Here is a 12,010-nt window from a genome sequence, read left to right on the forward strand (position 1 = left end):
ACTCGTCCAGGTTTAACCCGGTCCTCATCGGGGGAGCAAAGACACCCACTACGACGCTCGGTAGTACTTACGCCGACCCCTGCCCGGTCCCTGCCCCTCAACCCCGGGCCACCCCGCCCACTACGCCCCCTCGTACTCCCGAATCGCCTGTGGGGATGCTCACCAGCCGCGCCACGCTCCGTGACCGCCGCGAAACGCAGTTGCACCCGTTCGGCCCCGCGCGCCAGGCTCCAGTTCCATGAGCTACTCCCTCGCCCCCGAAGTCCGCGCCTACTACGACCGCGGCCGGGAGCCCGACCGCCTCTGCCGGCCGGAGAACCGCCTGGAGTACTGGCGCACCCAGGACGTGCTGCGACGCCTGCTCGCCGCCCACCGCCCCGGCCCGCTCCGCGTCCTCGACGTCGGCGGCGGCGCCGGCGTGCATGCCGAGTGGCTGGCCGGCGACGGCCACACCGTGCAGCTGGTCGACCCGGTGCCGCTGCACGTCGACCAGGCCTCCCGGCTACCCGGAGTGACGGCCGTTCTCGGTGACGCCCGCTCGCTCGACGCCCCGGACCACTGGGCCGACGCGGTCCTGCTGCTCGGCCCGCTCTACCACCTGCCCGACCCGGCCGACCGCCTGCGCGCCCTCGCCGAGGCCCGCCGGGTGGTCCGGCCGGGCGGCCTGGTGGCCGCGGCCACCATCAACCGGTTCGCCGGGCTGCACGACACCATGCGCAGCGGCAGCTACTTCCTCCCGGCCAACCGCGCCGCCACCGACGCCTGCGTGGCGACCGGCGAGCTGCGGCCGGCCGCCGAGCACTCCCTCTTCACCACCGCCTACTTCCACCTGGCCGCCGAGGTGCCCGCCGAGTTCGCCGCGGCCGGGCTGACCGCGACCGGCCAGTACGGCCTGGAGGGCGCGGCCTGGCTGCTCGGCATCGACGAGCGGCTGGACGACCCCGAGCAGCGCGAGCAGGTGCTGGCCGCGCTGCGCACCGCCGAGTCGGAGCCCTCGCTGCTGGGGATCAGCGGGCACCTGCTGACGGCGGGCCGCAGCTGAGCCGGCGCGGCGGCCGCGGGCGCCGGCCCGGCTGACGGCGGCTCAACCGCGCCTTAAGGGCGTCCGAGGAGCGGGACGGGACCGGCCGACGGATTGTTAGGTCTCTTGACAGATAACTGGTCTAGTCCAACGATATGACTCGTCCCCCTTCACGTTCGCGCGGACGCGGAGGGAGCCCGTGACCGGGATGCACTGTGGGGGTGTGACCACCGGCCGGCGGGGATTCGCCCTGCTCTGACCGCCTACCGCCCCTACCACCCTGCCCGCGACCACGACCGACGCCCGATGCCCCGTTCCGAGGCGCGCCGGACGCCCGTCCGATCCCCGACGAACCGACGCCTCCGCGCAGGTCGTTGTCATGTGCAAATCCTGTTCGTGCGCAAATCCCGTTGGTGAGCCACCGCTCGTGCACCACCGTCCCCCATATCCCCCATCTGCTGGAGCACACTGATGCGTCTTCACAGGTCCGTCCGGGCTGCGCTGGCCGCCGGCGCCACCCTGGCCGCCTCGGCCGCGCTGCTGGCCGGCGTCGGCGGCAACGCCAACGCCGCCCCGGCCGCCACCGGCACCCCACTGCCGGCCCACGTCTTCGCGCCGTACTACGAGGCCTACACCCCCGGCAGCCTGTCCGGTCAGGCCACCGCGTCCGGCAACAAGTTCCTGAGCATGGCCTTCGTCCAGGCCGCCACCAAGGGCTCCTGCTCGGTCTACTGGGACGGTGACACCACCACCCCGATCGCCGCCTCCTCCTACGGCAGCGACATCGCCTCCCTCCAGGCCGGCGGCGGCAACGTCATCCCGTCCTTCGGCGGCTACGCGGCCGACAACGGCGGCACCGAGATCGCCGACAGCTGCACCGACGTGAACCAGATCGCGGCGGCCTACGAGTCGGTCATCACCACCTACAACGTCAGCCGGATCGACCTCGACACCGAGGACAACTCGCTGACCAACACCGCCGGCATCGACCGCCGCAACAAGGCCGTCAAGCTGGTCGAGGACTGGGCCGCGGCGAACGGGCGCAACGTCCAGTTCTCCTACACCCTGCCGACCACCACCAGCGGCCTGGCCTCCAGCGGCCTGGCGGTGCTGAAGAACGCGGTCACCAACAACGCGCGGATCGACGTCGTCAACATCATGACGTTCGACTACTACGACAACGCCTCGCACGAGATGGGCACCGACGCGGAGAACGCGGCGACCGGCCTGGAGGGCCAACTCGCCAAGCTCTACCCGTCGAAGACCGCCGCCCAGCTGTGGGCCTCGGTCGGCATCATCCTGATGCCGGGCATCGACGACTTCGGCGCGGGCGAGACCACCACCGTCGCCGACGCGCAGAACGTCCAGAGCTGGGCCACCGCCAAGGGCGTCAACACCCTGTCGTTCTGGGCCCTGCAGCGTGACAACGGCGGCTGCACCGGCACCGCCGGCTCCGACACCTGCTCCGGCATCGCCCAGGGCACCTGGGACTTCAGCCACGCGCTGGAGCCCTTCACCTCGGGCGGCGGCACCACCACCAACGACTTCTCGCTCAGCGACTCGCCGGCCGCCGGCTCGGTCGCGGCGGGCGGCTCCACCTCCGCCACCGTGAACACCGCGGTCACCTCGGGCAGCGCGCAGTCCGTCGCCCTGTCCGTCTCCGGCGCCCCCGCCGGCGTCACCGCCTCGTTCAGCCCGGCCTCGGTCACCGCCGGCGCCAGCTCGACCCTGAGCATCGGCACCACCTCGGCCGTCGCCCCCGGCACCTACCCGCTGACCATCACGGGCACCGCCGCCTCCGGCAGCCACACCGCCACCTACAACCTGACGGTGACCGGCGGCACCACCACCAACGACTTCTCGCTGACCGCCTCCCCGGCCGCCGGCTCGGTCCAGGCCGGCTCCGGCAGCACCGCGACCATCGCCACCGCGGTCACCTCGGGCAGCGCGCAGTCCGTCGCCCTCTCGGTCTCCGGCGCCCCCGCCGGCGTCACCGCCTCGCTGAGCCCGGCCTCGGTCACCGCCGGCGCCGGCTCGACCCTGACCGTCAGCACCACCTCGGCCACCGCCGCCGGCACCTACCCGCTGACCATCACGGGCACCGCCGCCTCCGGCAGCCACACCGCCACCTACAACCTGACCGTCACCACCCCGACCACCGGCGGCACCCTGGCCAACGGCGGCTTCGAGACGGGCAGCCTGAGCCCCTGGACCTGCCAGACCGGCGGCGCCGTGGTCTCCACCCCGGTCCACTCCGGCAGCCACGCCCTGCAGGTCGTCCCCACCGCCGGCACCACCGGTGAGTGCGACCAGACGGTCACCCTGCAGCCGAACCACTCCTACACCCTGACCGCCTGGGTCAACGGCCCCTACGCCTACGCCGGCGTCAGCGGCGGCGCCACCGCCTCCAGCTGGGCCAACGGCACCACCTGGACCCAGCTGACCGTCCCGTTCACCACCGGCGCCTCCGGCACCGTCACGGTGTACCTGCACGGCTGGTACGGCCAGGGCAACGTCTACGGTGACGACTTCGCCATCAACTGACGCCTGACAGGACGGTCTTGAGGCCCCGTCGGGCCGGTTCCCCGGAGCCGGCCCGACGGGGCCCCGGCGTTCATCCGACCAGCTTCCCGGGGTTCATGATCCCCAGCGGATCCAGTGCCGCCTTCACCGTGCGCAGCAGTTCCAGTTCCAGCGGATCCCGGTGGGCGGCGAGGGCCTCGCGCTTGAGCACGCCGATGCCGTGCTCCGCGCTGATCGAGCCGCCGCGCTCCGCGACCAGGCGGTAGACCAGTGCCGATGCCTCGGCCGCCCGCTCCGGCGGGAGCAGCACGTTGAGGTGGACGTTGCCGTCCCCCACGTGGCCGAAGGCGTTCACCCGCACTCCCGGGAAGGCCGCGGCCAGCTCCCGTTCGGCCGTGGCCATGAACTCGCCGACCGCGCCCAGCGGCACGCTGACGTCGTGCTTCACCGCTCCGCCCGCGCGCTTCTCGGCCTCCGGCAGTGCCTCGCGCAGCGCCCAGAAGGTGCGGGCCTGCGCGGGGTCGAGGGCCGGCAGGGCGTCGGCGGCCAGGCCGCGGTCCAGCGCCTCGGCGAGGAAGGCGTGCGTCTCGGCGTCGGTGGCCTCGGCCTCCAGGAGGAGGTAGCGCGGGTGCGGGCGGTCGAACGGGTCGCGGGCGCCCGGCACGTGCCGGGTGAGCAGTGCGAGTCCGGTGGCGCCGAACAGCTCCAGCGCCGTGAGCCGGTCCGCCAGCGATTCACGGGCCAGGGCGAGGAGGGCGCCGAGCCCGTCCATGCCCGGCAGGGCGAGCAGGGCGACGGCCCGGTGGCGCGGCCGCGGGAAGAGCCGCACCGTCGCCGCGGTGACCACGCCCAGCGTGCCCTCGGATCCGATCAGCAGCTGCTTGAGGTCGTAGCCGGTGTTGTCCTTGCGCAGGCGGCGCAGCCCGTGCCAGATCCGGCCGTCCGGCAGCACCGCTTCGAGACCGAGTACCAGCTCCCTGGTCATGCCGTAGCGCAGCACGTTGCTGCCGCCGGCGTTGGTCGCCACCGCGCCGCCGAGCCGGGCGCTGCCCTCGGAGGCCAGCCGCAGCGGGAAGGACAGCCCTGCCTGTTCGGCGGCGTGCTGAACGTCCGCCAGGACACAGCCCGCCTCTGCCGTGAGCGAGAAGTCGGCCGGGTCGACGCTGCGGATCCGGTCCAGCCCGCGGACGCTGAGCACCACCTGCTCGCGCTCCCCCAGCGGCACCGCGCCGCCGACCAGCCCCGTCCCGCCGGCGAACGGCACCACCGGCACCCGGTGGCGGGCGCAGAGGGCGACGGCGGTGGCCACCTCCGCGGTCGAGCGCGGGCGGAGGACGGCGGCCGGACGGGCCGTCAGGATCCCGCGCTCGTCCTGGACGAAGCCGGCGACCGGATCGTCGCCGTCCAGCACGGCGCCCGGGCCGAGCACCGTGCGCAGCTCGTCGAGGGCGGCGGTCAGGGGTGAGGGCTGGACCATGCCCACCACGGTATCCCGGCGCCGCCTCCCGCCCGCGGCCGCTCAGCCGTTCCCCACCGCCAGCACCGACGCCACCGCCGCACCGGCCGCGCCCGCGCCGTGGCCGCCGCCCTCCACCTCCGCGGCGACGGCGAGGTCGCCGCGGTAGCCGATGAACCAGCTGTTGGGCGCCGCCGCGCCGTCCACGTCCGCCGTGCCCGTCTTCGCGCCGACCTGGCCGCTCAGGCCCGCCATCGCCTGCTGGGCCGTGCCCGAGGCCGCGGCCCTCGCCATCATCGTCCGCAACTGGGCGGCGACCGCGGCGGGCAGCGGCTTCGCCGTGGTCACCTGCGGCTGGCCGGGCAGCAGGATCGGCTGCCGGAACGTCCCGCTCTGCACCGTCGCCGCCACCGAGGCCATCGCCAGCGGGTTGGCCACGACGGTGTACTGCCCGATCGCCTCCGCCGCCGCGTCGTCCGAGCTCTGCGGGGCGGGCACGACCGCGTCGAAGTTCTCCACCCCGGGCGCCGTCGACCAGGTCAGCCCGAGGCCGAACTGCTGCAGCGCGACCGCCGGCAAGGTCCCCGGAGCCAGCTTCGACTGGCTCTCCCGGATGAAGGCGGTGTTGCAGGAGTGGGCGAAGTCGTCCGCCAGCGTGTAGTCGGGGTGGGACCCGTCCTCGTCGTTGTGCCACAGCCGCGGCGAGTTGGCGGTGTCCGGGCAGGGCACCGGCGTGTCCGGGCTGTCGCCGGCCTCCAGCAGCGCGGCCGCCGTGACCACCTTCAGCGTCGAGCCGGGGGCGACCTTGGCCAGGAACGCCTGGTTGAACCCGCCGGCCGGGGCGTTGGCCACCGCCAGGATGTCGCCGGTGCTCGGCTCGATGGCGACCAGCCCGGCCGGCTTGCCGCTCGCCGACTGCGCCGCCACCGCCGCCTCGGCCGCCCGCTGCACATCGGCGTCCAGGGTCAGCCGCTGCTGCGGCGCGGCCGACGGCTGGGAGATGACGTAGAGCTGCTGGGCGTGCCCGCCGGGGTTCTCCGTGAGCACCACGGCGCTGCCGTTCCCGCTCTGCTGCTGACCGTCGCCGGTGCCCGGCGAGGAGTCGTCGGCCGGGTGCAGTGCCGCCAGCAGCGGTGGGAGCGACGGGAAGCCGGCCAGCGACCGCCCCTTGCGGTCCACCGGCACGGCGGCCGACGGCGAGACGGCGCGCAGCGCGATCGACCTGCCCCCGGTCAGCGCCGGGTTGATCACCGTGGAGTCCCAGTGCACCACCGGCTTTCCGCCGCCGCCGGACTGACGGACCGTCAGCGACCCGTCGTACGTCCACGGTGCCTGGTTCGCGCCGGCCGCCGGAAAGGCGACGGTGGCCTTGAACTTCACCACGGTCTCGGGGGCGGCCTGCCGGGGTGCCACCACCGCGCTGCCGACGGTCAGCGCCAGCGAGCTGAAGGCCAGCTTCTGTTTGAAGTCGGCCAGCCGGGTGGCCGCGGTGTAGGGGTTGTCGGTCAGTGCGCCGGCCGCCGTCGCGTCGCCGCCCGCCCAGGCGGTCAGGAACGCCTGCGCCGCGGCCGTCGCCTGGGCGGCGTCGGGCGGGGCGGTCGGGGTGGTGGCGGTCGTGTGGTCGTGGGCAGGCGGCCCGCCGAACACGGCCGAGCCGAGGTTGTAGACGGCGATGCCGCCGACGGCCAGCAGCACCGTGAACACCACCGCGCTGCCGATCAGCAGCGCCCGGCGGCCGCTTCGGCGGGCGGGGTCGGGGTCTTCCGCGTCCTCGGGGGTGTCGTCGAACTCGCCGTCGAACTCGTCGTCGGGTCGGTCGTCAGGTTCGTCGGTGAGTTCGTTGGTGAGTTCGTCGTCGAGCGGCGCCGGCTGGGGGTCGTCCGACCACAGCCAGCCTTGCGACTTCTCGGCCTCTTCGGGCATTTCTCGTCCCCCCTGATCGTCCATCACTTCCCCCACTCCGGGTTCAACACCACAGCACGCGCCTCGTCCGGACTGAGCACCAGCGGGTGCGTGGCGTCCGGCGCGCTCTCCAGGAGGCGCACCTCACGGCCGTCCGGATGGAACGCCACCACCACCCAGTGGTACAGCGCCGTACCGTCCGGCGGGGCCAGGTCCTCCTGGACGACGGTGCCGTCCGCCAGCGTCCGGCAGTTCGCGGCGGGCCAGTTCTTGCAGTTGTGCAGGGCGGGCTCGGGGTGCTGGTCCAGCACGCCGAAGACCACGTGTGTCGTGCCCCGCGCGTCGGTGAAGTCCAGCGTGCCGCCGACGGTGAACCCGGGGTTGTTCGTGACCGGCGTGTGATCGGCTCTGACACCGCCGAAGCCTTCCAGCCCGCTCACCGTTCCGCGCTCGGGCAGCAGTTGCGCGAGCGCCTGCTGCGTCGGGACGAAGTCCGCCTGGTTCGTGGACGGCGCCGGCGTGGGCGAAGGCGTGGGCAACGGCGGTTCCGGCGTCACCTGGGGCGGTGCGGCCGGTGCCGGTCTCACCGCCCCGCCTCCGTCCGCCGCCCCCGGTACCGTCAGCAGCCCCGCGCCCACCAGCAGCAGCGCCGCCACCCCGCTCAGTTGCGCCTGGCGGACCCGGCGCTGCCGTCGGCCGCGCGTCACCGCCCGGGCCACCAGGTCCGGGCGGTGCGTGGGGAAGCATCCGGCCGCCTCCTCCAGCGCGTCCGGCAGCAGCCGCGCGGTGTGCGCGAGGTGCGGGGGCACCGCGTCCTGGCTGCCCGTCATCCGGTCCACCGTCACCGCGTCCGCACCCCCAAGTCCTGCAACTCCTCGCCGAGCACGGCCCGCAGCCTCTCCAGCGCCCGCAGGCTGCGCACCCGCGCCGTGCCCGGGGAGACCCGAAGCACCTGGGCCGTCTCCTCCACCGAGCGGTCCTCCCAGTAGCGCAGTACCAGCACCGCCCGGTCCTTGGGCGTGAGTTGGGCGAGCCCCTGGAGCAGGGTGATCCGCAGCTCGGGCTCCTCCTGCGGCTGGGGCGTCTCCGGCAGCGCGTCGACCGGGCGTTCGCGGGTGCTGAGCCGGCGGCGGTGGGAGAGGAAGGTGCGGAAGAGCACGGTCTGCGCGAAGGCGGCCGGCGAGCCGACCTGCTGGTCGATCCGGTGCCAGGAGCGGTAGAGCTTGGCCAGCGTCTCCTGGACCAGGTCCTCGGCCAGGTGCCAGTCACCGCTCAGCAGGCAGGCGGTGCGGAACAGGTGACCGCTGCGTGCGTGTGCGAACTCCAGGAAGTCCCCGGCCTCCTCCCCCACCTGCCCGCCCTTCCCCCGGTTCCATGTCACTTCTCTTACGCCGCGGGAACCGTCCGCGTTACACGCCGGACGGGATCGTTATCGTGCGGGTGCGGGGCCTCTCCCCCGTACCCGCACCGTGTCAGGTTCCCGCCGCCGCGCAACTCACTGGCCCATGACGTACTTCACCGTCGGCCCGGTGGTCCAGCCGCCGTCCACCGCCAGCTCCGCGCCGGTGATGTAGGAGGACTGGTCGGAGAGCAGGAAGAGCACGGCGGAGGCGATCTCGGGCGCCTCGCCGACGCGGCCCATCGGGGTGTTGGGGTAGTTGCCCTCGCCGCGCGCGATGCCGGTCGCGGCGGTCATCGGGGTGTAGGTCATGCCCGGGTGCACCGAGTTGACCCGGATCCGGTCGGTGCCCAGCTCCACCGCGCCGATCTTGCTCAGCCCGCGCACGCCCCACTTGGACGCGCCGTAGCCGGCGGTGAGCGCCAGGCCCATCAGGCCGGCGGCCGAGGAGATGTTGACGATCGAGCCGCCACCGGCCGTGCGCATCGCGGGGATCACCGTCTTCATGCCGATGAACACGCCGGTCAGGTTGACGTCCACCACCTTGCGGAAGAACTCCACGCTCTCGTCGGCGAGGAAGGTGCCGCTGGCGATGCCCGCGTTGTTCACCAGTCCGTCGATCGACCCGAACTCGGCGAGCGCGAAGTCGGCCACCGCCTGCCAGTCCTCGACCGAGGTGACGTCGTGCCGGACGAACCGCGCCGACGCCCCGAGTCCGGCGGCGGTCGCCTCGCCCTCCTCGACCAGGAGGTCGGTCAGGACGACGTTCGCACCGGCGGCGACGGCCAGCCGGGCCGCCTCGGCGCCGAGACCCCGGGCGCCGCCGGTGATGATGACGGTCTTTCCGGTGAGGGAGGGGGTGATGGTCTCGGGACTGATGCTTTCGGGGGCGGTGGCGTCGGGGGCGGTGGGGTTGCTCATGGGGATCACTGTTCCCTGCGCGAGTCGGGGGTCGCCCGACTCCTCTGTTCAGGTCTGGCCGGGTTGTCGAGCCGTCGGGGTGCTCAGTTGTCGAGCTGGGCCGCTGTGCCGTTCGTTCAGGCGGCCGCGCTTGTTCAGCGCGCCGGCGGCGGCGCCTGGAGCAGGGCCGCCGCCATCCCCGCCAGGTCGGCGAGGAAGAACGGTTCGTCGGTGAGCGGCTGCTCGCCGTCGGTGTACTGCCGGGCCCGGTCGGCCAGGGCGGCGCCGATCAGGGTGAGCACCAGGTCGATCCGCTCCAGCCGGGCCGGCTCCGGCAGGCCGGGGACGCCCGGCGGGGCGGCGAGCCACTCGCTGACGCGGTCGAAGAGGTTCCAGTAGCCGCCGCCCGCGAGGGTGGGATGCGGGGTCCGGGTGCGGATGCCGCTGCGGTGGCTGACCTGGGCGGAGATCCGCAGCGCCGCGCGGCCGTGCTCGGTGCGCAGTTCGGTGGCCTCGGCCTCGATCAGGGCGGTCATCAGCTCGGGCAGGTTCATCCCGATCAGTTCGGGCACCCGGGGAGCTAGTGCCTGCTCGACCCGGTCCTGCCGGGTCCGCATGATCTCCTCCAGCAGGCCGGCCCGGGACCCGAAGTGGTACTGCACCGCGGAGGGGTTGGCCTGTCCGGCGAGCTTGACGATGTCCCGGGTCTGGGCACCGTCGACGCCCTGGGTCGCGAAAAGCTGCTCCGCCGCGTGGAGCAGCTTCTCGCGGGTGTCGCTTCGTCCTGTGCTGCGTGCCATGGCACCAACGTTAATACTGCCCATTATTAATGTCGAGCATCAGGCCGTCGCATCTGGCGCTGCGCCCACTGCACCCGCTGCACCCCGTGCGGTCGGCCGAGCGAGTCGCCTACGGTGATCTCGCCCGACTTCTCGGTCGCGAGTGACCGTTAACGGCGAGTAATAACGAGCATTACTTAATGGTGGGCATTAATGAACAGGGGATCACTTATGTTCGAGAACGTGCACCTGGTAGCACCCGAAGGCCTGACACCCGGCAATGGCTACAGCCACGTGGCCTGGGGAACCGGTCGCACCATCGCCGTCAGCGGCCAGGTCGCGCTCGACGAGCACGGCGCCCTGGTCGGCCCGGAGGACCCCGAAGCCCAGGCGCGCCAGGTCTTCGAGAACCTGCGCCGGGCCCTCGCCGCCGCCGGCGCCGGCTTCGCCGACGTGATCAAGCTGACCTTCTACGTCACCGACCGCGACCAGCTCCCCGCCGTGCGCGCGGCCCGCGATGCCGTGATCGACACCGAGCGCCCGCCGGCCAGCAGCGCCGTCGTGGTGGCCGGGCTCATCCGCCCCGAGTTCCTGGTCGAGGTGGACGCCCTCGCCGTGATCCCCGCCGCCTCCAGCGCCACCACCGGCACCGCCGCAGCCACCGCCACGACGGCAGCCACAGCCACAGCCACCACCACAGAAGGGAGCACCGCCGCATGACCGCCGCCGAGCCCGACTTCCTGGCCAACACCCGCGACTCCTACGACGCCATCGCCGCCGACTACACCGCCCGGTTCGCCGACATACCCGACATCAAGCCGCTCGACCGCGCGATGCTCACCGTCTTCACCGACCTGACCCGCGCCGCCGACCTCGGCCCGGTCGCCGACCTCGGCTGCGGCCCCGGCCGCCTCACCCGCCTGCTGAGCGAGCTCGGCCTGGACGCCTTCGGTATCGACCTCTCGCCCCAGATGATCGCCCAGGCCCGCCAGGCGCACCCCGGCCTGCACTTCGAGGTCGGGTCGATCACCGATCTCCACCTCCCGGACAACAGCGTCGGCGGAATCCTCGCCTGGTACTCGCTCATCCACCTGCCGGACGACCAACTCCCGCGAGCGCTGGCCGAGTTCCACCGCGTGCTGATCCCCGGCGGCGAGCTGCTGACCGCCTTCCAGGTCCGCGAACAGCCGCACCGCCGCGAGGAGTTGTTCGGCCGCCCGGTCAATCTCGACTTCCATCCCCGGACCGCCGAGACCATGATCGACGCCCTCGCCGCGGCCGGCCTGCCGGTCCACACCCGCCTGGTCCGCGCCCCGGCCGCCGACGGCACGGAGTCCGTCCCGCAGGCCCTGCTGCTCGCCCGCAAGCCCGCTCCGCTGAAGGCCTGACAACACCCCAGGGTCCCGCCCGGCCACTCCCCGGCATCCCGACCGTCCCGGCACCGCAACCCACCGACTCACCGAATCACCAACTCGCCGGCTGCCGGGCCGGACCCTGGCCTCAGCGGAGCACGGGATCGGCGAGGTCCAGCACCAGCCGATTCCCCCAGTCGTTCAGGAACACGGCCAGGTCCCCTTCATGACGCACCCCGACGAACGGGTTCGAGTAGGTCATCGACGCGATCCACCGCACCGAGCGGTCGCCGTCGAGCCGGGCCAGGAACCCGATGTTCCCCATCCCGCCACCCCCGCCCGTCAGCCACCCCGACCCGTCGGGCAACGGGCTCTCGAAGTACGTGTCCACCTCGTCGGCGCCGTCCTCCCGCACCGCCCGCGCCACGTCCAGCGGCGCGCCGATCCGGAACGGGATCGGCTGCCCGGCGTCCGGGTGGTACGCGCCCGGGCCTTCGACGTCCAGTTCGAAGCCGGTGTCGTCCGCCCGGTACAGCCCGTCCCGCCCGGGCATCTCCCCAGCCGCCCAGAGTCCCGCGATCAGACCCATCGCCGGCCCACCCCCCTGTCCCGCCCATCTCCGGCCGCTCGCCAGGACGGAGGATAGCGACCACCCGGCGCCGCCGCCCCGCCCCCGTC

The 12,010-nt window shown here is 73.3% G+C and carries 11 protein-coding genes; 4 read left to right on the forward strand and 7 right to left on the reverse strand.

Annotation, left to right across the window (positions count from 1 at the left end; genetic code table 11):
- Positions 1 to 238 precede the first annotated feature (238 nt).
- Both ACFYNO_RS18505 and ACFYNO_RS18510 read left to right on the forward strand, forming a co-directional pair.
- Positions 239 to 1,042: a class I SAM-dependent methyltransferase gene (locus ACFYNO_RS18505; RefSeq protein ID WP_388012795.1), complete on the forward strand. Its 804-nt coding sequence runs from the start codon at positions 239 to 241 to the stop codon at positions 1,040 to 1,042.
- A gap of 450 nt (positions 1,043 to 1,492) precedes the next feature.
- Positions 1,493 to 3,565: a carbohydrate binding domain-containing protein gene (locus ACFYNO_RS18510; RefSeq protein WP_388012798.1), complete on the forward strand. Its 2,073-nt coding sequence runs from the start codon at positions 1,493 to 1,495 to the stop codon at positions 3,563 to 3,565.
- A 70-nt stretch (positions 3,566 to 3,635) separates the two neighbouring features.
- Here ACFYNO_RS18510 and ACFYNO_RS18515 read toward each other — a convergent pair whose 3' ends face one another.
- The 6 genes from ACFYNO_RS18515 to ACFYNO_RS18540 all read right to left on the reverse strand — a co-directional run bounded on the left by ACFYNO_RS18515 (position 3,636) and on the right by ACFYNO_RS18540 (position 10,001).
- Positions 3,636 to 5,021, reverse strand: a complete 1,386-nt coding sequence (locus ACFYNO_RS18515) for an FAD-binding oxidoreductase (RefSeq protein WP_388012801.1) — start codon at positions 5,019 to 5,021, stop codon at positions 3,636 to 3,638.
- A 42-nt stretch (positions 5,022 to 5,063) separates the two neighbouring features.
- Entirely contained in the window at positions 5,064 to 6,923 is a 1,860-nt protein-coding gene (locus ACFYNO_RS18520) for a penicillin-binding transpeptidase domain-containing protein (protein ID WP_388012804.1), read from the reverse strand.
- Positions 6,924 to 6,946: 23 nt separating this feature from the next.
- Entirely contained in the window at positions 6,947 to 7,732 is a 786-nt protein-coding gene (locus ACFYNO_RS18525; RefSeq protein ID WP_388012807.1) for a hypothetical protein, read from the reverse strand.
- An 11-nt stretch (positions 7,733 to 7,743) separates the two neighbouring features.
- Complete coding sequence (locus ACFYNO_RS18530; RefSeq protein WP_388012810.1) at positions 7,744 to 8,253, reverse strand: SigE family RNA polymerase sigma factor; 510 nt, start codon at positions 8,251 to 8,253, stop codon at positions 7,744 to 7,746.
- A 144-nt stretch (positions 8,254 to 8,397) separates the two neighbouring features.
- Positions 8,398 to 9,222: a glucose 1-dehydrogenase gene (locus ACFYNO_RS18535; protein WP_388012813.1), complete on the reverse strand. Its 825-nt coding sequence runs from the start codon at positions 9,220 to 9,222 to the stop codon at positions 8,398 to 8,400.
- Positions 9,223 to 9,356: 134 nt separating this feature from the next.
- Complete coding sequence (locus ACFYNO_RS18540) at positions 9,357 to 10,001, reverse strand: TetR/AcrR family transcriptional regulator (protein ID WP_388012816.1); 645 nt, start codon at positions 9,999 to 10,001, stop codon at positions 9,357 to 9,359.
- A 210-nt stretch (positions 10,002 to 10,211) separates the two neighbouring features.
- Between ACFYNO_RS18540 and ACFYNO_RS18545 the strand changes: the two genes are divergently transcribed.
- Both ACFYNO_RS18545 and ACFYNO_RS18550 read left to right on the forward strand, forming a co-directional pair.
- Positions 10,212 to 10,700 (forward strand): RidA family protein, encoded by a 489-nt coding sequence (locus ACFYNO_RS18545; RefSeq protein WP_388012819.1) that lies wholly within the window; start codon positions 10,212 to 10,214, stop codon positions 10,698 to 10,700.
- Positions 10,697 to 11,368: a class I SAM-dependent methyltransferase gene (locus ACFYNO_RS18550; RefSeq protein WP_388012822.1), complete on the forward strand. Its 672-nt coding sequence runs from the start codon at positions 10,697 to 10,699 to the stop codon at positions 11,366 to 11,368. Before ACFYNO_RS18545 ends, ACFYNO_RS18550 begins: the two co-directional genes overlap by 4 nt.
- Positions 11,369 to 11,480: 112 nt before the next feature.
- On the opposite strand, the gene ACFYNO_RS18555 is transcribed toward ACFYNO_RS18550, so the two are convergent.
- On the reverse strand, positions 11,481 to 11,921 hold the full coding sequence (locus ACFYNO_RS18555; protein ID WP_388012825.1) for a hypothetical protein: 441 nt from the start codon (positions 11,919 to 11,921) through the stop codon (positions 11,481 to 11,483).
- Positions 11,922 to 12,010 lie beyond the last annotated feature (89 nt).

Origin of the sequence: Kitasatospora sp. NPDC006697, from assembly GCF_042869935.1 — a bacterium.
Taxonomy (GTDB): domain Bacteria; phylum Actinomycetota; class Actinomycetes; order Streptomycetales; family Streptomycetaceae; genus Kitasatospora.